The sequence below is a fragment of the Siphonobacter sp. SORGH_AS_0500 genome, assembly GCF_002838835.1.
Taxonomy (GTDB): Bacteria; Bacteroidota; Bacteroidia; order Cytophagales; family Spirosomataceae; genus Siphonobacter.
Window position 1 is genome coordinate 459737 of sequence record NZ_NHPP01000001.1, and the last position, 25962, is coordinate 485698.

General features: G+C 44.8%; 18 protein-coding genes, 2 pseudogenes and 1 riboswitch. Of the genes and pseudogenes, 8 read left to right on the forward strand and 12 right to left on the reverse strand.

From position 1 onward, the window contains the following. Positions 1–22: 22 nt before the first annotated feature. From BWI96_RS02000 to secA, 5 genes and pseudogenes are all read right to left on the reverse strand, one after another. Positions 23–727, reverse strand: coding sequence for a lipocalin family protein (locus tag BWI96_RS02000; RefSeq protein ID WP_106635013.1), 705 nt, complete (start codon positions 725–727; stop codon positions 23–25). Beyond that, entirely contained in the window at positions 724–888 is a 165-nt protein-coding gene (locus BWI96_RS02005; protein WP_106635014.1) for a DUF2256 domain-containing protein, read from the reverse strand. The genes BWI96_RS02000 and BWI96_RS02005 overlap by 4 nt, the downstream gene beginning before the upstream one ends. Before the next feature lie 424 nt (positions 889–1312). Further along, positions 1313–2551 (reverse strand): hypothetical protein, encoded by a 1239-nt coding sequence (locus BWI96_RS02010; RefSeq protein WP_157830178.1) that lies wholly within the window; start codon positions 2549–2551, stop codon positions 1313–1315. 128 nt (positions 2552–2679) lie between these two features. After that, positions 2680–3177: a DinB family protein gene (locus BWI96_RS02015; protein WP_106635016.1), complete on the reverse strand. Its 498-nt coding sequence runs from the start codon at positions 3175–3177 to the stop codon at positions 2680–2682. Positions 3178–3738: 561 nt separating this feature from the next. After that, positions 3739–7103 (reverse strand): annotated as a pseudogene (gene secA / locus BWI96_RS23045) (preprotein translocase subunit SecA). A gap of 419 nt (positions 7104–7522) precedes the next feature. Here secA and BWI96_RS02025 point away from each other — a divergent pair. Further along, on the forward strand, positions 7523–8026 hold the full coding sequence (locus BWI96_RS02025; RefSeq protein WP_106635017.1) for a hypothetical protein: 504 nt from the start codon (positions 7523–7525) through the stop codon (positions 8024–8026). A gap of 80 nt (positions 8027–8106) precedes the next feature. On the opposite strand, the pseudogene BWI96_RS02030 reads toward BWI96_RS02025, so the two are convergent. The 4 genes and pseudogenes from BWI96_RS02030 to BWI96_RS02045 form a co-directional block, all read right to left on the reverse strand. Next, positions 8107–9053 (reverse strand): annotated as a pseudogene (locus BWI96_RS02030) (3-oxoacyl-ACP synthase III family protein). A gap of 406 nt (positions 9054–9459) precedes the next feature. Beyond that, on the reverse strand, positions 9460–11352 hold the full coding sequence (locus tag BWI96_RS02035) for a DUF3857 domain-containing protein (RefSeq protein ID WP_106635018.1): 1893 nt from the start codon (positions 11350–11352) through the stop codon (positions 9460–9462). 24 nt (positions 11353–11376) lie between these two features. Further along, positions 11377–12702: a transglutaminase domain-containing protein gene (locus tag BWI96_RS02040; RefSeq protein WP_106635019.1), complete on the reverse strand. Its 1326-nt coding sequence runs from the start codon at positions 12700–12702 to the stop codon at positions 11377–11379. Between the two features lie 35 nt (positions 12703–12737). Then, a complete protein-coding gene (locus BWI96_RS02045) occupies positions 12738–13313 on the reverse strand; it encodes a DUF3857 domain-containing protein (protein ID WP_106635020.1) in 576 nt (191 codons plus the stop codon). 496 nt (positions 13314–13809) lie between these two features. Here BWI96_RS02045 and BWI96_RS02050 point away from each other — a divergent pair, with 496 nt between their 5' ends. Beyond that, positions 13810–14898 (forward strand): alkaline phosphatase, encoded by a 1089-nt coding sequence (locus tag BWI96_RS02050; RefSeq protein WP_157830181.1) that lies wholly within the window; start codon positions 13810–13812, stop codon positions 14896–14898. Between the two features lie 358 nt (positions 14899–15256). Here BWI96_RS02050 and BWI96_RS02055 read toward each other — a convergent pair whose 3' ends face one another. Then, on the reverse strand, positions 15257–15670 hold the full coding sequence (locus BWI96_RS02055; RefSeq protein WP_106635022.1) for an OsmC family protein: 414 nt from the start codon (positions 15668–15670) through the stop codon (positions 15257–15259). 262 nt (positions 15671–15932) lie between these two features. Here BWI96_RS02055 and lipA point away from each other — a divergent pair, with 262 nt between their 5' ends. The 6 genes from lipA (at position 15933) to BWI96_RS02080 (ending at position 23153) form a co-directional block, all read left to right on the forward strand. Next, positions 15933–16841 carry a lipoyl synthase gene (lipA, locus tag BWI96_RS02060; RefSeq protein ID WP_106635023.1) on the forward strand — a complete coding sequence of 303 codons (909 nt, stop codon included), beginning with the start codon at positions 15933–15935 and terminating at the stop codon, positions 16839–16841. A 208-nt stretch (positions 16842–17049) separates the two neighbouring features. Then, positions 17050–18312 (forward strand): lycopene cyclase family protein, encoded by a 1263-nt coding sequence (locus tag BWI96_RS02065; RefSeq protein WP_106635024.1) that lies wholly within the window; start codon positions 17050–17052, stop codon positions 18310–18312. A gap of 41 nt (positions 18313–18353) precedes the next feature. After that, a riboswitch (SAM-I-IV-variant riboswitch) is annotated at positions 18354–18457 on the forward strand. Positions 18458–18546: 89 nt separating this feature from the next. Beyond that, on the forward strand, positions 18547–19803 hold the full coding sequence (gene metK, locus BWI96_RS02070) for a methionine adenosyltransferase (RefSeq protein ID WP_106635025.1): 1257 nt from the start codon (positions 18547–18549) through the stop codon (positions 19801–19803). A 260-nt stretch (positions 19804–20063) separates the two neighbouring features. Continuing rightward, positions 20064–20546, forward strand: a complete 483-nt coding sequence (locus BWI96_RS21795) for a hypothetical protein (protein ID WP_198555115.1) — start codon at positions 20064–20066, stop codon at positions 20544–20546. 50 nt (positions 20547–20596) lie between these two features. Further along, positions 20597–20827 carry a hypothetical protein gene (locus BWI96_RS21800; protein ID WP_198555116.1) on the forward strand — a complete coding sequence of 77 codons (231 nt, stop codon included), beginning with the start codon at positions 20597–20599 and terminating at the stop codon, positions 20825–20827. A gap of 157 nt (positions 20828–20984) precedes the next feature. Beyond that, a complete protein-coding gene (locus BWI96_RS02080) occupies positions 20985–23153 on the forward strand; it encodes a DUF2339 domain-containing protein (RefSeq protein WP_106635026.1) in 2169 nt (722 codons plus the stop codon). A gap of 98 nt (positions 23154–23251) precedes the next feature. On the opposite strand, the gene BWI96_RS02085 is transcribed toward BWI96_RS02080, so the two are convergent. Beyond that, a complete protein-coding gene (locus BWI96_RS02085) occupies positions 23252–25633 on the reverse strand; it encodes a glycoside hydrolase family 3 N-terminal domain-containing protein (protein ID WP_106635027.1) in 2382 nt (793 codons plus the stop codon). 87 nt (positions 25634–25720) lie between these two features. Continuing rightward, a partial coding sequence (locus tag BWI96_RS22105) for a hypothetical protein (protein WP_232793540.1) occupies positions 25721–25962 on the reverse strand: 242 nt, incomplete at its 5' end.

Here is a 25962-nt window from a genome sequence, read left to right on the forward strand (position 1 = left end):
AAATACTATTAAACTGTGGTTCTTATTTCGTGCAATTGGTCTTACTCAACGTAATTCCGTTGATGAAGGTAATATTCTTATGATCCTGAAAAACGGTCTTTCCTTCTTTATCATTCACCGGACCAAAACCCTCGACATACGTATCGCCTTTTTTCAGAAAAATCACCTCCCGAACCGACGACCGGCCTTCCGCATTAAAGCTATACTCGGCCAGGAGGGTATCTCCCTTTACACGACCATCCAGTGAGCCATGATTACTATCTTTTTCGTAAAGCTTGTAGGTTAAGTCTCCAGTAATGTTTCGGTTCTTTCTGGAAATGTGTAGATAAACCGTGTCTTTAGCGGTCATGTAAGCATAACATTCCTCTTCGTTTTCCTGAGCCGAATCCAGCGTCTTGGTATACGTCAGGGTTTGACCGTCTTCCGTTTCTACGATCAAGGTATTATCCTTAATTGAGATAACTTTAAGCGTATGATCATAGGGACTAGTCGAACCATTTTGTTGCTTTCTGCCGTGCAGAAGCAAGTTATCCCCCTGCATTTCCCAGGTTTGATAGTCTATATCACCCGCAGGAAAAGCCGATGCAATCCCCTCTTTGTCCAGGGTAAAACCAGTATCCGACTGATTTTCTCCGCTGAATGTCCATTTTCCAACTACTGAATCTTTGTCTTTGTTTTGACAGGCTAGCAAACTGATGAGCAATAGGAACAGGGCAAAAGGTTTCATAATGTTTCTGACTTGGGTTTGGCTTTTGATTTATTCATCCGGCATTGATCACTGCAATACACCACCTCTTCCCAGTTTTTCTCCCATTTTTTTCGCCAGCTAAAGGGCAACTGGCAAACAGGACAGATTTTGGAGGGAAGGTATGGTTTACGATGCGGCATGGTTGGTTGTACCAATGTTTAATGATAAGCCGTAAATAAACTGTACCATTATCTTTTGCCCAGGCAACCAATGGCGATTTGGAGTCGCTCCATTTGGTAGATTCATTAAAATTTGGATTGATCACCGATACAGATAATTACCAAAGGCTTTACTCGGTTAAACTTATTACCGTGTGCAAGGATGACATTAGAGAAGCATAGGGACATGCGAAGAAATATCTCTTTTGTCTCCCATAAAACTATATTCTTTCGAAATGTCAATTCGATAAATAATGACTAGCAGCGAAACCCCTAAAATGTTAACTAGTTGATGTTTTTTCCTCGTTCAATCCGGAAATCATCCGCCCTGGTTGGTGTTCTTCACGAGCCATTCGTAAAAGCATAATGGTTGGTGAAGACACCAACCAGGGCGGAAACTGTACCATTACCGATTGTAAGGATACTCATTGATCCAGTGAAATCCCCGACCCGTCAGGTTATAATCGCTGATTTTTTTACGTTTCAATCCTGCTTTCAAGTCTTTTCCTCGCCATGCTCCACTTATGCTCAAACTATCCTTTTGAAGCTGGTAATGAAAAAGGTGGGTTGAGGTTGAATCCCGGTCACTTTTTAAAGCAATGGTTTTTTCTTTTTCATCAATCTTCAACATAAAAGATTCAGAATTCCGGTTCATCAGCCGAATTTCAGCAAAATTGTTTTCCAGCAACAACTTATTCCAGCGAACGGTATCTGTCGTTAACGGCGGTAAAGTATCCTTTCCCAGAACAAAAGATTTCACCTCATAGATACCTCGCAACGGATGATCCGGTTTTCGCATCCACGAATGACCATTAATCGTTACAAAAAGCAGGAAGAAAATCACCAACGTTTTCCCGACTACGTGCGTAATGCGATGCCATTTCTTAGATAACACTACCGATTCGCGATTCAATGAGGAGGGTTTATGAAGGATGAAGAAATGGTAAAGGGCGGATAGATCAGGAGCTAGTATAAAAAAAGCCAGTAAAAGCAGATAACTGGAAAACAGCTTTACGGGAATATCAAAGCTGAAATTCAGCATGACCACATTAGTCATTACGGCAATGACAACCAAAGCTCCCAGAGCTTTAGTTCGTCTGAAAAACAGTAATAAGCCTCCTATCACTTCCCCTAAACCACCAAAAATGGAATAAGGTCGGGAAAGCCCCATCAGCCGCCAGACGATCCCCATGGGCGAGGAGTCCCCGTACGTTTGTTCCAGAGTATAGAAATCGGGATATCTGAACTGGGCTTCAAAGACTTTAACAAAGCCGTAAATCAGCATGAAATAAGCCAGATAATACCGCACGAAGGTTTGGGTTAGTACGTAAAGTAAGGGGTAATTAAATCGGTTTCGAAGAATCATTGCCAGTACCAGGGCAAGCGTTAACGCAAAAGTTGTGAGGACAACTAAATAGGCATAGTCAAAAGAAGTATCGCCGCTGCCTGTGTTGGTGATCTGCCTGACATCTTTCATCCTCAACACGGAGTTCCCTACTGTTTCAACCAGAGGTGTTAGCCCCAGCATCGCAACTAATGGCATAGCGTAACAAACGGAATAAATGGCTACAAACCATATGCCCAGGCGGCGTAGAAAAGACCAATGGTTAGACAAGGATAAAGGAGGTGTAGGCGTACTAGTCATAGAGGTAAGGGAGTTAAAATAGGCAAGGTTTGTAACTCATAATCAAATATTTAAAATTCAACAGAAAAAGCCAACCCGAGGGATTGGCTTTTAAGATTTATTTAGAAGACTGCCTACTCTATCTAGTCTTAATGCTGGGTTTCGTCCGCACTTGGACCATAACTTCCGGGAATGGGAATGTTAAGTAACCGCAGGTAAACGCCCAATTGAGCCCGGTGGTGAGTAATTTGAGAAAAAGCCATTCGGATTACTTCGTGTTTAGGATCAACGTTGTAAACAATTTCACCGTTTCGTAAAGTCCAGGGTTTATTCAGGAGGGATTCATTTTCCGGGATTAACTGCGTCCGTCCATTCGCCAGGCTTTCCTCGAAAAAAGCCATCAAATCAGCATTATTCTGAATTTTCTTCTCTTCATAAGGAATTTTGGCAAAGTCCAGCTCGTCGGTAGTTAACGCCATGGTTACCCAGGTGGGTAGCTCTGCAATGTGGGTGGCGAGGTTACTCATTTTCATGCTTTTCTGATGCGGAGCCCAATCCAGCTTATCGTCGGGAATCAGGGCCATAAATTTGCGGGTGGTGAGAGCTTCCTGCTCCATTTCTTTCAAAAACAGGGGAATTAGTTCCATCGTCTGTGTTGTTTTATGGTTCGATTCAAAACTAAAACCGCCCAGTGACAGCCCTATGTCAGTAGGTTTACTGTATCCTATTTTAAATTTCTGTAGAGACGCGATTGATTGCGTCTGGCCGGGAAATGGAAATCATTTAAATGGTAACATCTGCCCTGGTTGGTGTCTCCGCCAACCACTAGGCTTTTAGTAATGGCTGGTAAAGACACCAACCGACGGCGAATCACTACTACTAAAACAGCCTCTTACCCAGACGCGGTCAATCGCGTCTCTACCTCATTAGGATAGTAACAATTGACTCGGATTATCAGGGTTATTTCTTTATGTATAGACACATCCCCCCGTGGTTGGTGAGGACACCAACCACTAGGCTTTTATAATGGCTGGTGAACACACCAACTAAGGCCGGAAATCACTAGTAATAAAATCGACTCTACCCAGACGCGATCAATCGCGTCTCTACCATAAACAAAAAGGTCAGCCTGCTTAGCAGGCTGACCTTTCGCAAAAGATAGGTTAGTGCGAGAACTCTACGCACAACACCCTAAACTCAACACAGCATTAGTCGATTACGACACAAATACCACGTTTAACATCTTCCTCTACTTTCTTATACTTCACATCACGCTCGATGCGACCATCGCTGTACTGAACTGATACCCGTTGGTTAGGTTCAATTTTGTTCACGCGAATGGGCTGTTGACGCGGACGTTCTACCACCTCAATTTCCTCCAGTTCTTCTACCGAAGGACCATCGCCACCCGTAAGCCCGCTGACATCATCCTTACTTAATTGCAGTTGAGGCTGTGGTTCAGGACGACGGGGAGGTTGCGGAACCTGTGGCTGTTCTACGTGAAGTTCAGGAACATCGTAACGCATCAACATCTGAACAATGTCAAAGTTTACTTTATTAATGAACTGCTTGAACAGGTCAATCGACTCGAATTTGTAAATCAGCAGCGGGTCTTTTTGTTCGAACACCGCATTCTGAACGGATTGCTTCAGATCATCCATGTCACGAAGGTGCTCTTTCCACTCCTGATCGATTACCGTCAGAGCAATGTTCTTCTCAATCTCACGAGTTACCTCACGTCCTTCGCTGTTCAGTGCTTTCAGAAAGTTCACCTGGAAGCCCATCACATGCTCGCCATCGGTGTAAGGCAATCCAATTACTGAATTTTCATTCACATTGCCCTGATTGGCTTCGAATAAGTCCTGGAAGAAAGGCTGCATCCGACGAGCGATGTCCGCTCCTTTCGATTGGTAATGTCCTTCTGCCGCGGCATATAACTGCTGCGTGCGTTGCTCAGGCTTCAGACGAACAAATTCATCCTTGGTGAAAGGAACCTGAATCGCCAGTGTTTCGATTACGCGAAGTTCAAATTCTTCGAAACTAGGGTTATTGGAAACCAGTTCTTCGCAAACGTCATAGGTAATGTTGGCAATATCCAGAGCCAGTCGGTCACCAAACAGAGCATTTTTACGACGCTTGTAAATGGCTTCCCGCTGGTAATTCATGACATCATCATATTCCAGCAGACGCTTCCGAATACCGAAGTTATTTTCTTCTACTTTCTTCTGAGCCCGTTCGATGGACGAAGTAATCATGGAGTGCTGAATTACCTCTCCTTCTTCCATACCCATTCGGTCCATTACCTTCGCAATCCGTTCAGAACCGAACAGACGCATCAGGTTATCTTCCAGCGATACGAAGAATTGAGACGATCCGGGGTCACCCTGACGACCGGCACGACCGCGTAACTGACGATCCACCCGGCGAGATTCGTGACGCTCAGTACCGATAATGGCCAGACCACCCGCGGCTTTCGACTCGGGAGTCAGCTTAATATCCGTACCCCGACCGGCCATGTTCGTCGCAATCGTTACGTTTTGCGAATGACCCGCTGTGGCTACAATCTCAGCCTCGCGTTGGTGTTGCTTCGCGTTCAGTACTTGGTGTTTGATTCCACGCATCCGTAACAGACGGCTCAGGATTTCCGAGTTTTCAACGGAAGTAGTACCTACCAGCACCGGACGACCCGCCTTCACAAGCTCGTCGATCTCCTGTACTACTGCATTGTATTTTTCACGAACCGTTTTGTATACCTTGTCTTCCTGATCCTTCCGCGAAATCTTAAGATTGGTAGGATCGAAACGACATCGAGTTTGTAAATCTGCCAGAACTCGCCTGCTTCCGTTTCAGCCGTACCTGTCATCCCTGACAGTTTGTGGTACATACGGAAGTAGTTCTGAAGCGTTACCGTAGCGTAAGTCTGGGTGGCATCTTCCACCTTAACCCGCTCTTTTGCTTCGATTGCCTGGTGCAAACCGTCCGAGTAACGACGGCCTTCCATAATCCGGCCCGTTTGCTCATCAACGATTTTAATTTTTCCGTCCATGATTACGTATTCCACGTCCAATTCGAACAGCGTGTGAGCTTTCAATAATTGGTTGACGGTGTGAATACGCTGGGTTTTGATTGAGTAATCACGGATAATCTCGTCTTTCTTATGAATTTTTTCTACTTCAGAAAGATCCGATTTTTCAATTTTATTCAGGGCAACTGACAAGTCAGGCAGAATGAAGAAGTTAGGATCTTCATTATTTGCCGTCATTACGTCGATCCCCTTTTCCGTCAGTTCAACCGAATTGTTTTTCTCTTCGATCACGAAATACAAGGGAGCATCGGCTTCGGGCATGCGTTTGCCCTGTTCCTGCAAGTATTCGTTTTCGGTCGCCCGCATCACTGCCTGGTTCCCCTGCTCACTCAGATATTTAATCAGAGGCTTGTATTTAGGTAACCCACGGTGAGCCCGGAACAGAGCCAGCCCCCCTTCTTTGGTATTACCAGCGGCAATTAGTCGGCGAGCTTCGGTCAGGAAACCCTGAACCAGTTTCTGCTGCTCTTCTACCAGTCGGGAAATACGGGGATTTAATACTTCAAATTCCTGAACATCATTATCTTTCACCATCGGCCCACTGATAATCAGAGGCGTACGGGCATCGTCAATCAGGACGGAATCGACCTCATCGACCATGGCATAATGGTGTTTTCGCTGCACGAGTTCTTCCGGGCTACGAGCCATGTTGTCACGCAGGTAATCGAAACCAAACTCGTTATTGGTACCGTAAGTAATATCCGCCAGGTAAGCATTGCGGCGGCTATGTGTGTTAGGCTCGTGACGATCAATACAATCGACCGTCATGCCGTGGAATTCAAACAGAGGAGCATTCCACTCGGAGTCACGTTTCGCCAGATAATCGTTGACGGTTACGATGTGAACCCCTTTACCGGCCAGGGCATTCAGGAAAGAAGGCAAGGTAGAAACCAGCGTTTTACCTTCCCCGGTAGCCATTTCTGCAATCTTACCCTGGTGTAACACTACCCCACCAATCAACTGTACGTCATAGTGAATCATGTTCCAGGTAATGGGCTGGCCCATGACGTTCCAGGTATTTTTCCAGGTAGCTTTCTCCCCTTCAATCACTACATTTGATTTGCGGGAAGCAACAAAACGGTCATGAACGGTAGCTGTTACCACCAGTTCACCGTTTTCAGTATAACGACGACCCGTCTCTTTCACAATAGCGAAAGCACGGGGCAGAATTTCTAATAATACTTCTTCAAGTTTCTGATCAGACTGAACTTCCAGAGCATCAATTTGCTTGAAGAGCGAGTCTTTCTCATTAACGTCCAGATCTGGATTGGATTCAATTCGCTGACGGATGCTATCAACCTGGTCGGTGATAGGAGCCAGTTGTTGCTTGATAATAGACTTCAGAGCAGCCGTTTCCTGACGAAGCTGCTCATCGGTTAACTCTCTTAATTTGGCAAATTCGGCATTAATTTTTCCTACGTAGGGATATAATTCCTTTAGATCCCGATCGGACTTAGTGCCGAAAATTTTGGTGATGAGTTTAAACATAGCTATGTGCTAATGCACCGTTATTCGTGGTTAGTCAGCCGTTTTACCGAGCTGCTCTTTCATAATCCGGCCAGGTTAAGCGGATTTACATGAAACCCCAACCGGGGTACAACAATAGGTAGAATGCAAATTTACTTCATTCTTTTTACCCAAAAACAAAAAAACGATTCCTAAATACAGTTTAGAGTCGAAAGTGGTCAAAACGTTATATCAAAGCGACAAATTGACAGCTTTTCTGAACCGAAGCCCTGAGGCATGAAACTTTCAAACTAAAAAATTCGTTGTAATTTGCCGCCTGATACAAAACCCTAGTGCTGTATCATATGGAAAGTAAGCTTTGAAATTACGACTACTTTGAAACGTTAGTTTGCTTACTAACGTTCTGTAATAGACACCATAACCCCTACTTCATTTTCACTATGAGCCAAAACCAGCAAGATAATCCGTATTACCGCCCTGTCCACCGTGAGCGTAAGAAAATGTCCATTCCAGGTTTTGGGGGTGGAAAAATGTTCGGTGGCAAAGGCGATAATGAAGGCAGAAAAGATAACGGAGACATCTGGATGAAGTTCATGCCGCTAATTGTGCTGATTTTTGCGGCTTACGCCATGTATGACACTTTCTCGGCTTTCAACAAGAAGGATAAAAATACGGTGGACGAACCCAAGGCCATTCAGGCCATGGAATGGAAACACGAAAAAGTGTATAAGAAATTCGCGGATATTACCCCCCGTTCCAAGCATTATTACCTGGTTATCAGTTACGAAGGAGCCAGCAAGACCATTGATTTTGGTCAGGAAAAAAGTGAATTCTGGGATCAGATTGATACCTATAACTTTTTAACCAAAGCCCCTGGCAGTCTTTCAGTATCGGTGGATGCGTATGACAATTCTCGGGATCGGGTTCTGACTATGAAATTTTAAGCAATCATTGCTTGCCAATACAACAAAAAGGCTAGTCCACAGATTGGACTAGCCTTTTTTTGCTAGGAAATAACGTAGAGCTATTCAACTGCCACCAACATGGCACCGTACGAATAACCACCTCCGAAGGTAGTCACTACGATGTTGTCTCCTTTCTGGAATCGGTAACGGTTTTCGCTGAGACCAATGCACAGCCCGCACAACCGGTATTACCCAAGTACTGAATGTTAGATAGAAGTTTTTCCATGGGAAGTCCTAATTCCTCCATTACTTTCTTACTGATTCGGAAATTGGCCTGATGAGGCAATACCCAGTCCACGTCTTCCATCGTCAGGCCATTGCGGCCCAAAATCTGACGACTGGCTTTGGGCATGTACTGAACAGCATGAATAAAGACATCGCGGCCATTAGGCATTACGAAACCTTCATCATTGGGTCGCAATACTACACCTTCCAGAGCCTTGCCAACCGTAGCCGCACCGCCCGTCAGAATATCGACCACTTTCAGATCAGAATCAGAAACCCGTTCACTGGACATGAACAGAGCCGCGGCTCCGTCACCCCAGAGGTGACCAGCTACTTTATCAGATTCGTTACTGTAAGCAGTGTTATTATCCGACACGACCACTAAAGCTTTGGTCGCTTTTTTCATGCAGAAGTAGCCTTGCACTACTTCAATCGCATTCAATAAAGACGAACAGGCCGTAGAAACCGACAGAACCGGAATATCTGGAATCTGCAGGTCGTGCTGTACAGCGTGAGCCAGTGAGACAATCGTATCATAAGGGGTGTATGTAGCCCCTACAATCAAATCAATTTCTTGTACTGGGTAAGGTAAAAGGGCTAGGCCCTGACGAACGGCCTCAACGGCCATCGTGTTAGTGTTTTCGTGAGGGGCAGCTTTCCGACGTTCTCGGATGCCCGTCCGCTCCACGATCCACTGGTCAGACAATCCATTCAGTCGGGCAAAATGTTCATTGGTAACAACTTGCTCCGGCAGATAGCTACTTATCGCGTTGATATACATAAGGGTCAAGCGGGGAACAGCTCGTATTTGTACTTTGCCGTGATATTTTGTACTATGCAAAGAATGCGTTTCTTTACGAACTTACCAAATATTTCATTGAATGATTAAATATTTTGTTGGAATAGTTACAGTATTTTTATTAATTACTTAACCTCACCTGTACTTACTACCCATTGAGGTATATTCTCTACTGATCCTCTTGTGCAAAAAAGTTCATGCCTATACGTCCAATTTCACGCTGCGTGCGATTTTTCATCTGGTTATTTTAACCCTTTCTAAATTCTTTACAAACCCGGGGAAGGATACACTTCCTGCTCATTGCTTAGCTGAAGGCACCTGCAACATCGAATGAAAAAGCCGAAGCTAATACTACAGCTTCGGCTTTTTTGTTCTAATTGATGAGTGATTATTGCTTCACAAAGACCGCTTGTGAACGATCTGCCCGAGCTATTTTCTTGCAAAAATCTACGAATTTAGGGTAAGCAGAAGCGGGTTTACGAAACTGGGGCATTTCCAGCCGCCGGGTATAGACGATAGTCTCGCCCTTTTTAACCGTCTGAGCGGTATAAGTACCAAATTCCGTTTCCAATTTAACAGGTTCGGGCAAGGCTTCCAGCGTATAAGATTCGGGAATATGATAGGTAACCGTATCGGCATCCGTAAAACCCACCGTCCATACCACTTCATGCTGACGATTGGAAAGGGTTTTGGGAATCAGCGTCCAGGGCGTGTACTGATTAACTGACAGGAACATACGATTACCACTCATCGTCGCACTTTTCCGAACCGTCAGACTCAATTTTTCAGTAATCGAAGGAATTCTCTTTACGGGCTTGCCCACTTCAAAGGCAAAGTCATTCAGATCAAAACTGGCCAGACGCATCCGTTGAATTTTCCAGCGTTTCAGCGTTTCCCCAGCCATCAATTCGGTGGCAGAGCGATAATCATCGTGCTGAATTCCTGAATAGTGGGTAAGCATCTTTGTTGCCGCATTTCCCTCTTTATCCAGGAATACTTCAATGGTACGATACTGCCCATTTTCGGCGTGCTGGTAGGAAGGCGTTTTCACTAGTACCCCACCCTGCGGCGTATTCAGCAAGGCATGTCGGTTACCCGTAAAGCTGCCCATATAACCTGGATCGGCGTGTTGACTCGTACATTCCAGCCAAAGAGTATCCTTCGCCAGTGGTACACACAGAATTTCGTGATTAAAGCGGGCCGACGGAAAATCCGTCAAAACATCAATAGAACTCGCCGAGACCAAAGCGGTGTAAGAAGTCACTCCAGCCACTTTCAGCATTGCCTTCATGTAGTTGGAAAGAGCCTTGCAATCTCCATAGCCTTTCTCAACCACTGTTGCTGCCGGAATACTCTGCCAGCCTCCAACGCCCAATTGAATACTTACGTACCGGGTAGATTGCTGCAAATACTGATATAGTTTTTCTACTTTACGCAGTGGATCGGTTTCCGTTCCAACTACCTTCAAAACGTTAGCCTTAGCGGTTTCGGGTAACTCATCACGATTCAAATTCAGATCATAGAAAAACTGCCCTAGCTCTTTCCAGCTTGCCGCCGAGCCTTTGTTACCTTTCATGTCAAACTGATTGGGAGCTGTCAATACGGCAGGCCCGCAGGAAGCATAAAAATCAACGTATGGCTCTTCTTCTCTGATTTTCAAATTTTTAACCTGCCATTGATACGTCTGAACTCCGTCTTTCTCTGATTTCTGAACCGCTCCTACCCCATTCATTTCCCGGAAACGTAATCCCAGCGTAGCAGGAACGATTACCGTGAAAGCTGAATTTTCAATGGCAAGCTCTTCGTCTCGCTGCGGAATCCAGTAAGGGTAAAATAAAGTATTATAAGAAACTAATTCGTAATCAAACTCTACGGTAAACGGATAGTTAGCGTACTTAAAGTCAGCCTGCTTTACTTTATTGTCGTCAAACAGTGAATAATCTGAATGAGATGAAACATCAAGAATATCCGATTTTCTTAGTCGTTTTATTTCCTTTCCATTCGCATCATATAACTTACCTTCAAAGTTTTTAACACGGCTCAGCTTATCATAATACACTTCTTCAGTAGCATATTTATCTCCTTTTTCATTCAGAATGGTAACAACCGTATGTATGCGTTTAACGGCTTCTCCTACCGCTAAAACCTCGAAACTTTCTTCCTGCAAACGAATCACGGCAGAGGCTTCATTTCGTAAATCAGCCGGAATGGATTCTACTGAATACGTCTGAGCGAAAAGGCTCAGCGGAAACAGAAGTAATAAAAATAATATCCTTTTCATAACCAGATTTTTAACCCTATTCAATTATTTCTTTTTAAGAATAATTTGTTCTCCATTTTTTGCAATGGCCATATCCATTAACTTCTTTAAATAAGGATATTCTTCAGAAGAATAAATAGGTTTTTTAAGCTGCAAACGAGTAACAACATTAATAATATCCTCCCCATGCACCTGGACCTGATAGGTAAACCGGCCTCCATCTTCTGGCAATGCTATGATCTGAGTTGCAGGCGAACTTTCCACTACATATCCCTGCGGAATTTTAATATTGGCCATGAAAACTTCTTCACTAGGGTTACCAAAATCGACAGGATACATTCGTTTTTCGTATTTAAAGGGGTTGACGGAAAGAGCTTCCCCCAAGGCAGGGCTTAAGTAAATACGATCGCCCGCTTTATTAAAGGTTTCTTCGTAAGAAACCTCTGTAGTTACAATCAGGGGTTTGTCGATTTCCGTAGCGTTTTCAACTTTGCTTTCGCCTACTTCAGCAGAAGGTTGCTTGATTAGTTCCTTCCCAATCTTCTTAATCCCCGATTTTTGAATAGCATTCCGGTAACGGCAAGCAAGCTCACCCTGCCAGCTATAGGAAATAGATCCTTTGGCTGAACCAGATTCATCGAGTGTATATTGAAGCGTTTTTACCTGTCGAGTTAAGGTGGGTTTGAGGTAAACCCAATTGGCATGTTTAATATCTACAATACGTCCAATTCTGGTTAGACAACGATCTGGTAAAACGCCCAGGGGAAGAAACGTATCCGTTGCGTCTAAAAGCACTTCTTTTCCACCAATGTTCGTTATCCCAACGAGATCGTTGAAGTAGGAAATCATAGGAATTTCCATGAATACAGCTCCGTTCGAGCGGGTACTGAGAATCACGGGGCTGGCCTCAAAACCTAATTCCCGAATCAAACCGATCAGGATTAGATTGATCTCCGCCGAATTACCCGTCTTTTGCTCGAAGATGGTTTTGGGACTGCTGGCCGACCAGTAACTTACGTGCCCGTTCCAGGTCATGTTTGTGCGGATATACCGGTGAGCTTCCTTGATGATTGACAACGTATCCGAGTACTTACTTTTGATTTCCTTAGCCGCTGCTTTCAGGAATGTAGTTTTCCGAATGTAACTACCCACTTCATCGTCGGTAGCCATCTTTTTATCTACATCCAGCCAGCTTTGGCTAAACCGCTGTATCCGGCCATTAACCATTGCTTCAACCAGCTCAAAACGCAAACGTGTGGTATAATCATCTATCGTGGTGATGTAGGGTTCAGGCCGTAAAGCCGGTTGATCTTTCACCGCATACCGCATAAATGTTCCCGTATTGGGATTTTCAGAATATTCTTTAATCACCAGATCAACCGGGTTTTGAAAAACCGCCCGATAGCCTAATTTGGGAGGAAAGGTGCATAATACTCACTATACTTGATAGGAATATCCGTTTGAAAATCCCAGGACGGAAGCTGTAAAATAAAGTCTGACATCAAATCGTATTCATACTCAATAATACAACCTTCCTGCACATGGGGAAGCGTGAACTTCGTCTCGTAAAAGTTTTTGTTAGTTTTGGAAGTAAAGATGGCCGATCTACTCAGGTCTTCGGATTTAATTTCCCCGTTTTCCAGCCAATACGTTTTTCCTTTAATATTGCGAATTACTTCCTCACTATCTGCCCCCCTACGGTATTGATGAACCGATATCGTAGCTCGATCATAAGCTGATTTTTTCAGGATTTTAATGCGTCGAATTCGTCGATGTACCGCATAATAACCTTTAATATCATTATCCGTAATTTCTACGGACCCATACTCTCCTAGCACTACCGCTTCAGCGGCGGAATCCAGAGGATAATACTTGGCGGCCAGATCATCAACTGTTACTTTACTAATTTTAAAGCGTTGGGCAGACGTGGAGAGACTGACTATACATAAGAGTATAGCAAACCAGGCGGACAACCGATTCATAAAGGATATTTATCAGGATAGGTAAAAGAATAAATTTATCTTCAATGAGAGAAGGTCAATTTTTTAGGAGGACTAGCATCTGTACTTGAAACAATGTTAAGTAGTAGGACTTAAGCCTACAACAGTAGTTGGATAGGTGGTGTGAGCATAGGATTAAGGTGGTGAAATGAAGGACATTCGAAGATTGACTCCAACAAATAAAATTAATGGTTTTTATTTTTCCATGTTTTTAACTTAATATTTAGTTTTCTAAAAGCGGGCAGGTTATTAATCAGTAAATCACAAACGAATTCTTATTTATGATCAAAAATCAATTTACATAAAATAAGCATTACTCCTCAGCTATTGGTTTGAAAAGCATTCAGGTAATATTCTTCTATTTATCAATTTATGATATTTAGGTCGCTATTATTAACAATTTATTGACATGATGAGCCGCCGTGAGGTTCAGGAAATAGTGGAATTTTGCAATTCGAAACATTATTCTTTAGTATCTATGAATCGTTACGCACTTCTCTGTTTAGGACTGATGGCCGCCTGTGTGTCGAGCTTTGCTCAAACTACGCCCAAACGACCTAAAAATGTAATCTTACTGATTGGCGACGGTATGGGAGCTAATCACGTTTATGCTGCTCAAATTGCCAATAAAGGCTCTCTTCATATGAATCGTCTTCCTTACATGGGAATGTCGACGACACACCCGGTTAAGGATTTCATCACGGATTCGGGTGCGGGAGGATCGGCCCTGGCTACGGGTGTCAAAACGAAAAACGGAGCTATTGCGGTGGATTCTTCGAACCGTCCTCAGGTAACGTTAGCCGAACTGGCGAAGAAGAAAAAACTGTCAACCGGTATTGTCACTACGTGCGATATTACGGATGCTACACCAGCAGATTTTTACGCTCATCAATCTTCAAGGTCCAAACATGAAGCCATCGCCGAGGATATGGTTACGTCCGATCTTGATGTAGTCATTGGTGGAGGGATGCGGTATTTTACTGAACGTAAAGACCAGAAAAACTTACTAGCGGCTTTCAAAGACAAAGGGTATTCGGTAGCGGATACTTCTGGTGATTTCACGAAACTGGAAGGTAAAAAACTGGTAGCGTTCACAGCTCGCGAAAACCCTAAAAAAGTTAGAGAAGGTCGCGGTGAAATGCTTCGTCAGGAAGTAGAGAAAGCGTTATCAATCCTTTCGAAGAATAACAATGGCTTCTTCCTGATGGCCGAAGGTTCCCAAATTGACTGGGCTGGCCACGCCAATGATCTGGATTACCTCCTCACCGAAACGCTTGATTTTGACAAAGCCGTAGGAGCTGCCCTCGACTTTGCCGAGAAAGATGGCGAAACGCTGGTTATTGTCACTGCTGACCACGAAACGGGCGGCTTATGCCTGACGGGCGGTGACTGGAGAAATGGTAAGGTAGAAGGTAAATTCATCTGGTCGAATCACACTGCCAATCCTGTTCCTGTCTTTGCTTATGGTCCTGGAGCGGAGTTATTCCGTGGTATTTTCCCTAATGTAGAAGTAAATAAAAAAATCCAGCAAGCCTGGTGGGGAGAATCAGTGTTAAGTCGTAAATAAGTGTTGGGATTTTGTTATTAAAACCTTCAGTATTACTTAAAGAAAAAGCCGGAATGAAGTGATCATTTCGGCTTTTTCCTTAAGTTGTAGATACTAAACAGCATCTTCTAGCATCGTGGCCGCTGCCAGCGGAAAAGCTGGCAGCAGTGACTTTAGGTCTAAACGCATTCCATAAAGAATTAAACCGATTGCTGCCAGCTTTTTCGATGGCAGCGGCATGAAAAAAGCCGGAATGAAACAGATTATTCCGGCTTTTTTCTTATAGGATATGATGACAGACAGAATCCCCAAGCACTACTGCCCCTGTGGAGCCGCCACGACGGCAGCGGCACAACATTTAAACTCAAAACGCCAAACCCTACACAACAAATTCAAACGTAACGGCCTTCACTAGGTCGGGATGAAGGCTTTCCGCTACGGGGCAGGTTAAGGCGGCGTTTTCCAGCTTCTTTTTACGAGTTTCAGTTAGGGGCTGACTCGTCTTAACAATCAGTTTAACAGCGATCTCACTGATTCGACGGGGGTTTTCAGCCATACTCTTCGTAACTTCTACCTGCGTCCCAGTAATATCCACCTGGTCCCGCTGGGCAACGATTCCCATGATGGTTAACATGCAGGAACCTAAAGCCGAAGCAACTAAATCAGTGGGAGAAAATGCCTCTCCTTTTCCGTGATTATCCACTGGAGCATCCGTAATAATTTCTGAGCCAGATCTTACGTGTGTAGCCTGCGTGCGAAGTTGTCCTAAATACGTAATGGTAGCCGTTGCCATACCTGTAACTGTTATCTTAATTGAATGAATGAGATGTATTTTCCGAAAAGCTTTTCTCTCACTTTTCCTAAAAAATGCCATTAAAGGTAAGTTATTCTTTCTAACTCATCTTTCTTCACGGGGTTATCGCCCTCACAATTAAAGTGAAAAGCTTCATTCTTTTATCAAACGCAACTTTTTATCGTCATTACAGGTTAGCTCATTACCTTTGTACATCTTTTGATAGACCCCACTGTTTATCAAATCAGCAATTGATATTGGGATGATTGAGCTACCCGTAATAACAAAACCCGGTACAGGCACCAAAGGCGAGAACAAGCCAGGTTCCTCTACCCGCAAACCCGACTGGTTGCGAGTGAAACTCCCCACCGGTCCGGAATACCGCAACGTGCGGCAAGTTGTAGATGAATATAAACTCCACACCATTTGTCAGTCAGGAAACTGTCCGAATATGGGTGAGTGTTGGGGAGCGGGTACGGCTACATTTATGATTTTGGGTAATGTCTGTACGCGTTCCTGTACCTTCTGTGCAGTAGCAACCGGACGTCCCAACGAATATGATGCGGACGAACCCCGTCGCGTAGCCGAAGCCATTAAGATCATGGGTGTGAAGCATGCCGTTCTGACTTCTGTGAACCGGGATGAATTGAAAGACCGGGGAGCTGAAATCTGGTATCAGACGGTTCGCCTGACGAAAGAATTAAGCCCCAGCACAACGATTGAAACGCTGATTCCTGATACGAAAGGAAACTGGGCTGCTCTGGAGCGTATGATTGCTGCCGGACAGGAAGTGGTCTCCCATAATATGGAGACGGTAGAACGTCTGTATCGCCCCGTACGTCCTCAGGCGAAATATTCGCGGAGTCTGGAGCAAATCAAACGGACGAAAGACTTTGGCAAACGTACCAAAACGGGCATTATGCTAGGTTTGGGCGAAACGCAGGACGAAGTATTCAAAGCTATGGATGATCTGGTCGCTCATGGACTGGACGTTCTGACGCTGGGCCAATACCTTCAGCCTACAAAAATGCACCACGAAGTTATTGAATGGATTCACCCCGACACCTTCGCCATGTATAAGGAAGAGGGCGAAAAACGAGGTATCAAATACGTTGAATCGGGCCCACTGGTACGCTCCAGCTACCACGCCGAACGTCACGTAAACGTATAATTTATATTGATTTGAGTCAAAGGCCTCGTTACTTAGGAGTAGCGAGGCCTTTTTTGTAGAGAGCCGACTTCATCGCGTCTAGTCGGGAGATGGAAATCAGGCAGAGCTCCGCCATGGTTGGTGTCCTCACCAACCATTATGCTTATTAATGGCGGGAGAAGACACCAGACATAGCGGGAGTAACAAAAATTGCCTCTACCCAGACGCGATGAAGTCGCCTCTCTACATTCAAACAAAATCGAATTTTCCAGGTTCTATTTTCATTCACGAGATTCCCGATTGCTTGAAGTACGACATCATCATAACAGGAGGAGGTATGGCTGGACTAAGTCTGGCCTATTACCTCAATCGTAGTGCTTTACGCGATAAGAAAATTTTGATCATTGATCGTGAAAAGAAAACCCGGAATGACCGGACCTGGGCCTTTTGGCAGGAAGGAGAAAGTGCATTCGAGTCCATCCTCTACCGAAAATGGAATTCCATCTGGTTTCATGGATCTAATGGATTTTCCCGAAAGTTGACCTTAGGCAAGCATCAGTATAAGTTACTTCGCGGAATTGATTTCTACCAGTTTATTCATCACGAACTGGCGACAAACCCTGCCATTGAATTCTTATACAGCCCCATTCAGTCTATTCTGTCTGATAACCAGGAAGCCATTGTTCAAACCGAAGCAGGCGAATACCGGGCAAGCTGGTGTTTCGATAGTACGCACGTTTTGCAAGCCATGAAACCCTTGCCAGCGAGTGGCTTTGTCTACCAAAACCTGTTACAGCACTTCAAAGGCTGGGTCATTCGCACTAATCAACCTGCCTTTGACCCCCAGGTACCGATTATGATGGATTTCCGAATCGACCAGCAGAACGAATGTCGATTCGTCTACGTCATGCCTTTTTCTGAAACGGAAGCTCTCATTGAATTCACGCTCTTTACCCCGGCCCTGCTTTCAAAAAAAGAGTACGATGAAGGTTTAAAAAGTTACATTCAGGAATTCACTTCCATTCAGCACTATGAAATTCTGGAAGAAGAATTCGGGGTTATTCCCATGAGCGACGAGCCTGCTCAGGAACAGGCCGCTCCATGCGTGATTCGCGTGGGTACTGCAGGCGGTTATACGCGGGCCAGCACGGGTTATACCTTTACCCGCACGCAAAAGCGTTTACAACAATTGGTTCATAACCTGGAACGATCTTTCGACGTTTCGCCCGTAACCCACAAAGCAATCCCTGCTCTGAATTACTTTTACGATCAGGTTTTTCTAAATGTCTTTTTAAAAAAGCGGGTATCTACGGCTGCTATATTTACGGGGTTGTTCCAAAAAAATCCGGCTCCCCGCATTTTCCGGTTTCTGGATGAAGAAAGCAGTCTGGCAGAAGACTTAAAAGTCATTGTTTCCGTACCCATCCTTCCCTTTACAAAAGCCGCCATTGACATTTTTAAACGAAATATTCAGGAATTCCGACAAGGTTAAGCCATCTTGTTTGGTGAATTTCCACGGAATGTACAATTTTGCAAAAGTATCCAGAGGCTCCAGTTAGGGCACCAACCGAGTTTAGAACGCTACGGTGGTTTAACGATACGGGCTTTTTTCTTGAAAATCAGCTTTTTAGAAAAATTCAAAACGTTCAATTCCTTCCTTTGGCCAAGGTTTACGAAACATTACATATTTATCGATTCGTACTCCCAATCAATTAATTAACAGCACATGCCTTATCTATTCACTTCTGAGTCTGTATCTGAAGGACATCCTGATAAAGTAGCCGATCAAATTTCAGATGCCCTCATTGATCATTTCTTGGCCTTCGACCCTCAATCTAAAGTTGCCTGCGAAACCCTGGTAACTACCGGGCAGGTCGTTTTGGCTGGTGAAGTTAAATCAACTACCTATCTCGACGTTCAGACCATTGCTCGTGAAGTAATCCGTAAAATTGGATATACGAAGTCTGAATACATGTTTGAAGCCAATTCCTGCGGTGTTCTTTCTGCTATTCACGACCAGTCAGCGGATATTAACCAGGGCGTGGATCGCTCAAATCCTGAAGAACAGGGTGCTGGTGACCAAGGTATGATGTTCGGTTACGCTACTCGCGAAACGGACAACTACATGCCTTTAGCTCTGGATTTAGCTCACAAAATCCTGAAGGAAATGAGCGACATTCGTAATAATGAGCTGTCGCTGATGCCTTACTTACGCCCCGATGCGAAGTCTCAGGTAACGATTGAATATAGTGATGACAACACGCCTCAGCGAATTGATACCATCGTTGTTTCGACGCAACATGATGATTTCGGTGATGACGAAACGATGCTCACTAAAATCCGCGAAGACATCATTAACATCGTTATTCCCCGCGTGAAAGCTGCTTTGAAACCTGAGTTAAGCCAGTTATTCGAAGGAGAAATTACCTATCACATCAACCCTACGGGTAAATTCGTGATTGGTGGTCCTCATGGCGATACGGGTCTGACGGGTCGTAAGATCATTGTTGATACATACGGCGGAAAAGGTGCCCACGGCGGTGGTGCGTTCTCGGGTAAAGATCCTTCGAAAGTAGACCGTTCGGCAGCTTACGCTACGCGGCACATTGCGAAAAACCTGGTTGCTGCTGGCCTGGCTGATGAAGTATTGGTTCAGGTTTCTTACGCCATTGGTGTAGCAGAGCCTTGCGGTCTGTATATCAACACGTATGGAACTTCGAAGGTGGGATTAACGGACGGAGAAATTGCCTTGAAAGTAGGCGAGATCTTCGACATGCGTCCTTACTTCATTGAGCAGCGTCTGAAACTTCGTAACCCAATTTATTCCGAAACGGCTGCCTATGGCCACATGGGTCGCGAATCGAAAGTGGTAACGAAAACATTCAAATCTCCCGACGGAAAAGTAATTGAGCAGGAAGTAGAATTATTTACCTGGGAAAAACTGGATTACGTGGATCAGGTAAAAGCCAAATTTGGTCTGTAATTCCTTGAATTATATCTCTTTAAAAAGCCCGGATTGTATAAACAATCCGGGCTTTTGGTTTTCTACCCTGTAGAGACGCGACTTCATCGCGTCTGGCCGGGAAATGGAAGTAACGTAGGGGTAACCCAAAACTGCCTCTTACCCAGAAGATGGACGTCAGGATAGCAAAAACCGCCTCTTACCCAGACGCGATGAATCGCGTCTCTAGGTTTTTTGTCTATCTTAGATTCCTATTCTTTCTTCTCTTGGTCAAATCTGATATGCTGAAAATCCTAACCACTACTTTAGTACTCCTAACGTCCACTTTTACTTTTGCACAAACCACCAAAGTTATCGTTCGAGCCCAAGCCAAAGATGCCAAATTTATTGGCACCGGCATTGGTGGGGCTTATGTCATTATTCGAAATGAGTTGACGGGTGAAATTCTGGCGAAAGGTCTGACCAGCGGAAATTCTGGCAACACGGATTTACTTATGAACCAGCCCTACAAACGCCACAATCGCCTTACTGACGAACAGACAGCACGATTTGAAGCAGACTTAAAACTGGATGCTCCTACCTTCGTTACCGTCGAAGCCATCGCTCCCGTTAATCGTAAAAGTTCAGCCGTAAAAGCTTCTACCCAACTCTGGCTCATCCCGGGAAAACCCATCGATGGCGACGGGATTATTCTCCAAATTCCCGGATTAATGGTAGACATTTTAGAACCTCAATCTCATCAGGTGATTACCCAACCACACTAAAGGATAATCAGGTAAAAATTCGGATCAATCTGGTTATGATGTGCGGTTGTGTGATTAATAAAAACGGGTTCTGGAAGTCCGATAACATCGAAGTAAAAGCCCTCATCAAAAAAGATGGCATGAAGTTTGGAGAAATTCCGTTGAGCTTTGCTTCGCAGGATAATATTTTTGAAGGAATGCTTTCCGTTAAAGATAAAGGCATGTACGAAATACAGATTTACGCCTACGATCAGGTAAACAAAAACACCGGAATCGACCGAATTAACTTTGTAATTCAATAAGTTTAATTTTCAGAGGTCTGTTTTCAATTTTTTGTCACAAAGGCTCGAAGACACCAAGGCTCACAAAGTTTTACGCTGATTTACTCTGTGGTTAATCAAAAACAGAAAACAGACCACTGAAAACTCATTACCTTCCAACCTACTCTATCTATTACCTATGAATGAACGTAATCGGATCGATGCATTAGAAGCCGAAGTCCAGCGACTGGCGGAGCAGCTTTCCAGTGCTCAGAAAAATCTTATTCAGATTCAACGGGAGTTAAGTTCACTACGCCCCGACACTACTCCTGTTAAAACCGTTACACAAACCCCCATTGCTCCTCCCTCAGCTCCAGTTTCTGCGGTTTCTCCACCCGTAATAACAAAACCTGCTCCTACCTACGCCAAAACGCCAACGGAAGAATACATCGGAGGGAATTTATTAAGCAAAGTTGGGATTGCCGCCCTAGTGATCGGGATTGCGATTTTCGTTAAATACGCTTTCGACAATGACCTTATTGGCCCCTGGGGGCGACTGGCTCTGGGTTGGAGCATCGGCTCTGCTCTTGTTATGCTGGCCCTATGGCTAAAGCCTAAATACCTGACCTACAGTGCCGTACTACTCAGCGGAGGCGTGGCTACCGTATATCTCACTACGTACGCGGCTTATTACTTTTATCAGTTCTTACCTTCGCCGCTATCTTTTGCACTGATGGTACTCGTTACGCTCTTTACGGTCTGGCAGGCTACGCGTTATGAAGTGCAATGGATTGGCTTATTCGGTCTGGTCGGGGCTTATGCGGTTCCTTTTCTGGTGGGTGGCAATGGGGCCCCCTGGGGACTTTTTGTATACATGACTATTCTGAACGCTGGCGTGCTGAGTCTGGCCTACCAACGCGACTGGCAGTTAATGAACACCTCCGCTTTTTTCGTTACCTGGCTGATATTTATAGCCTTCATCATCAATGGCTTCGACCGTCCAGGCTACGTCTGGATTAGTCTGGTATTCGGCACCATTTTCTTTCTGCAGATGTATGCCAATCAACTGGTTTACCCTTTATTCCAGAAAGCCTACGCTCATCATCGCACGATTTTACAGATTGTATTAAACGCTCTATTTTTTTACATTCCCACGTATTTCATTCTGAAAGAGCAGCATTATTCAACCCTTTCTATTACTGCCTATACGTTTGCCAACAGCCTATTTCACGGGGGAATCGCCTGGTTTTTACGGCAGAGAAATCTGACCTCGTTAGCGGATGCTTCGCTGTCTATGGCCCTTGTATTCCTTATTCTAATGGTTCCTATCCAATTGGAAGGCGATTGGATTACGTTGGTTTGGGCAGGTGGAGCCGCTACCTTATACACGCTGGGCATTCAACGTTCGTCGAAAATTCTGACCCACTTCGGGACGGCTTTGATTAATCTGACAGCCTGTGCCCTACTCATTCACGGATACTCTATTCCCAACCCTTCATTAGATTATCTGCCTTACTGGAATCTTACTTTTCTTACGAATGCCTTATTCCTTGCGGCGGTTATCTTTATGTTAATCCAGTCGATCAAGGCTCAACAAGTCGGTTTTTCAAGGAAATTACTTGGCTTGTTACTGTTTGTAATGGGTTATTACGTGATTTCAATGGAATGGGATCGTTACTTCGCAGCTCAGGGCAATCTGAGATTCCCGCAAGCCATTCAAAATCTCGTTTTCAGCATTTATACCAGCCTATACATCGGAGCTACCCTAGTAATCATTGCTCCGCGACGATTGTATTTTTGGCAGGTAGCGAGTCTGGTACTCAGTATGCTGATTTTTATTTATATCTTTTTCCAGAATCCCGTTCAGGCCGTTACCCTGCTTACCATTAAAACCCCAACGGCCTGGATTAACGCCCGTTACCTGCTTTATCTTGGCATTGCAGGCATCACCTATGGTCTATACCGGATGATTCCTGATGATTCTAGTAACTGGAAACAAACCCGAAATCTATTTTTGTACGCCATTCACGGTGTTATTCTCTGGGTATTAAGTCAAGAATTGGTTACGCTTTTTATCCTGAATAGTCCCGCCGAAGCCGCTGAGCAACGGCTCATGGCGACACAGGCAGGCTTCAGCGTACTTTGGGGCGTTTATTCACTGACCTTGATTGTTCTGGGTTTTAGCAAAAAAATAAAGCGATACCGTCTGGCGGGCATCGCTTTATTTGGGGTCGTATTAATCAAACTGCTGATTTTCGACTTAAGCCGTGTCGCTACGGGCGGGAAAATCATCATCTTCCTAAGCGTCGGTGTGCTTTTACTGGTAACTTCATTTCTCTATCAGAAATTCAAAGACAAATTGCTTTAGAGTTTTCAGTATGGTAACCACAGAGTTTCACGGAGTTTTACACCGAGTTACTCAGTGCCAATCTCTGTGAAACTCTGTGGTTAATTGAAAACGGAAAACTATTTCCGAATATCTGATGCTAACTGGAAATCTTTATTCACCCGAATATCATCCGAAGAAGCTCCGACTTGTACGTTGAAGTCACCTTTCTCGGCTACCCATTGGTTTTCCGCATTATACAACATCAGATCTTTAGCCTTTAACTCGAACGTCAGTGTTTTGGTCTCTCCCGCTTTCACATTAACCCGCTGAAACTTTTTCAGTTGCTTCACGGGGCCAACCACCGAAGAAACTTTGTCAGTTAGGTATACCTGAACTACCTCGTCTCCGTCCCGCTTGCTGGTGTTTTTTACCTGAACGGTTACTTTTACCGTTACGTCGTTTTTGGTAGGTGTTACCTGGGTGTGTAAATCGCTGTATTCAAACGTTGAATAACTTAAACCGTATCCAAACGGATACAAAGGCTTGGCGTCCATTTCTACGTAATCGTGCTTAACAGGACTTTTGTAATTGTAATAGACAGGAATCTGACCGATGGATTTAGGAATCGATATCGGCAGACGACCCGCGGGATTATAATCACCGAATAATACATCGGCAATCGCATTCCCACCTTCTTGTCCGGGATACCAGGCATCAATAACGGCTGGAGCATTCGCCGAAATCCAATTCATGTTCAGCGGACGGCCTTTGATCATTACCACAACAACGGGCTTACCCGTTTTGAGTATCGCTTCCAGCAACTGTAACTGACGTCCCATCAAATCCAGACTCACGCGGTCATATCCTTCCCCACTTTCCATGTCGCTAATCGATGTTTCAGATGCCTTTACGTGAGCGGCTCCGGTATCCTGGTATTCCGTTTTGAAATCACGGGCACTCGAACCACCGATGACTACCACGGCAACATCGGACTTCCGGGCTGCCTCAATCGCCGCTGCAATCTGAGCCGTCGACGTATCCCGAATACTACATCCTTTGGCGTAGTTGATCTGCGTAGCGTTACCCAGCTTGTTCTGAATTCCTTTGAGCACCGTAATCACGGCTCCGTCCGCCTGCGGTGCCGTGTAATCGCCAAGCTGGTTATAAACGTTGTCCGCGTTAGGTCCAATCACGGCGATGCTTTTCAGGTCTTTTTTGAGAGGTAATAATTCGTTGGTATTCTTCAAAAGGACAATCGCCTCTCTGGATACCTGGCGAGCTAACTGAAGGTGTTCCACACTGCGAGCTACGTTAGTAACTTTCTGAGGATCAACATAAGGGTTTTCAAAAAGTCCCATTTCGAACTTCAAACGCAACACATGGCTAACGGCAGAATCCAGCACGGCTCCCGACACCTTACCTTGTTTGATGGCTTGTACTAGTGATTTATCGAAACCTGTTCCGCTCAAATCCGCATCCAGTCCGGCGTTAATCGCTAACGCAGCTGCGTCTGTGTTATTGGCCGCGACTTTATGATTGAAAGTTAATCCCTGAATGCTGTTCAAATCTGAAACGGTAAAGCCCTTGAAGCCCCAGTCTTTCCGTAAAATGGACTTTAACAACACCGGATTAGCCGTACAGGGAATACCGTCAATGGAGTTATAGGCGGTCATTACCGACAAAGCTCCAGCCTGAACCGCATCGCGGAAAGGAGGCAAATAGGCCTGATGTAACTCACGATTTCCTGGCGAAACACTACCACCATTGTGCCCTCCATCAGGAACTCCATAAGCCGTAAAATGCTTCAGCGTCGAAATAATATTTGATCCGCTTTTCAGGTTTTTCCCCTGAAAACCAGTCACCATCGCTATACCCATTTGACCATTCAGGACGGGATCTTCGCCATAGGTTTCTTCTACCCGAGACCACCGAGGTTCACGAGCTAAATCCAGCACCGGGCCGTATCCAATGTGAGCTCCCTGCATCCGAGCCTCCTGAGCAATGGCTTTGGCCATTTCGTGAATCAAAGCCGGGTCCCAGGTACTTCCCTGAGCCAGAGCCGTGGGAAAAACCGTCGTGCCAATGGCCATATGCCCGTGCGGACACTCTTCGGATAATAATAAAGGAATCCCTAAACGGGTATTTTCAATGACGTATTTCTGTAAAGCGTTGGTAGCCTGAGCCGCCTGCTCGGGACTCAAGCCCGTTTTTAACGTCTTTTGCGTCCAGGGATCAGCCCGCAGGGTGGCCCAGAGCATGCCGATCTGCTGTTCTTTTACCGCTTTTTTGAATTTTTCACTTACCGTTACCTGCGAGCCATTCTTGTCATACATAAACCAGCCCAGCGGCGTAGCCAACTGACCCACTTTTTCTTCGGTGGTCATCCGCTTGAGCAAGTCCTGTACCCGCCGATGCGTAGGCAACGAAGCATTCTTATACAGAGGTTTAGGGTCCGTGAGGGAAGATAAAGACACCAGTGCAAAAAAGGCACCTGCCATGAGAATAGGGGTACGTACCATGCGTTTCATTCCCGAATGATACGGATTATTTAGCAACCGACCGAAGCAGTCAATGATAATTTTTAAATTATTTTATTATATAGAGTATTAGCTTTCCTTATTCTGCTTTTCTGCAAATAGTTCAGACAAAAATGCACTGACAGAAGCTCCGTTCACGAATGGTTTTCTCGCAGTCGCTCGCTTTGCCGAGTGACTGTAAGAAAATACAAAAGACAAATCCATAGACTTCAGCCCAACCGATGCCAGCTTTTTCGCTGGCATCATTCGTCTAACATTCAATTGTTGATACCCAACCCCGCAGTCGCTCGGCTCTAGCCGAGTGCTGCGGG

What these genes read in the sequence shown, in the direction of transcription:
- BWI96_RS02000 (WP_106635013.1), bottom strand. Translation starts at nt 727, where the DNA reads ATGAAACCTTTTGCCCTGTTCCTATTGCTCATCAGTTTGCTAGCCTGT.
- BWI96_RS02005 (WP_106635014.1), bottom strand. Translation starts at nt 888, where the DNA reads ATGCCGCATCGTAAACCATACCTTCCCTCCAAAATCTGTCCTGTTTGC.
- BWI96_RS02010 (WP_157830178.1), bottom strand. Translation starts at nt 2,551, where the DNA reads ATGACTAGTACGCCTACACCTCCTTTATCCTTGTCTAACCATTGGTCT.
- BWI96_RS02015 (WP_106635016.1), bottom strand. Translation starts at nt 3,177, where the DNA reads ATGGAACTAATTCCCCTGTTTTTGAAAGAAATGGAGCAGGAAGCTCTC.
- BWI96_RS02025 (WP_106635017.1), top strand. Translation starts at nt 7,523, where the DNA reads ATGAGCCAAAACCAGCAAGATAATCCGTATTACCGCCCTGTCCACCGT.
- BWI96_RS02035 (WP_106635018.1), bottom strand. Translation starts at nt 11,352, where the DNA reads ATGAAAAGGATATTATTTTTATTACTTCTGTTTCCGCTGAGCCTTTTC.
- BWI96_RS02045 (WP_106635020.1), bottom strand. Translation starts at nt 13,313, where the DNA reads ATGAATCGGTTGTCCGCCTGGTTTGCTATACTCTTATGTATAGTCAGT.
- BWI96_RS02050 (WP_157830181.1), top strand. Translation starts at nt 13,810, where the DNA reads ATGAATCGTTACGCACTTCTCTGTTTAGGACTGATGGCCGCCTGTGTG.
- BWI96_RS02055 (WP_106635022.1), bottom strand. Translation starts at nt 15,670, where the DNA reads ATGGCAACGGCTACCATTACGTATTTAGGACAACTTCGCACGCAGGCT.
- lipA (WP_106635023.1), top strand. Translation starts at nt 15,933, where the DNA reads ATGATTGAGCTACCCGTAATAACAAAACCCGGTACAGGCACCAAAGGC.
- BWI96_RS02065 (WP_106635024.1), top strand. Translation starts at nt 17,050, where the DNA reads ATGAAGTCGCCTCTCTACATTCAAACAAAATCGAATTTTCCAGGTTCT.
- metK (WP_106635025.1), top strand. Translation starts at nt 18,547, where the DNA reads ATGCCTTATCTATTCACTTCTGAGTCTGTATCTGAAGGACATCCTGAT.
- BWI96_RS21795 (WP_198555115.1), top strand. Translation starts at nt 20,064, where the DNA reads ATGCTGAAAATCCTAACCACTACTTTAGTACTCCTAACGTCCACTTTT.
- BWI96_RS02080 (WP_106635026.1), top strand. Translation starts at nt 20,985, where the DNA reads ATGAATGAACGTAATCGGATCGATGCATTAGAAGCCGAAGTCCAGCGA.
- BWI96_RS02085 (WP_106635027.1), bottom strand. Translation starts at nt 25,633, where the DNA reads ATGGTACGTACCCCTATTCTCATGGCAGGTGCCTTTTTTGCACTGGTG.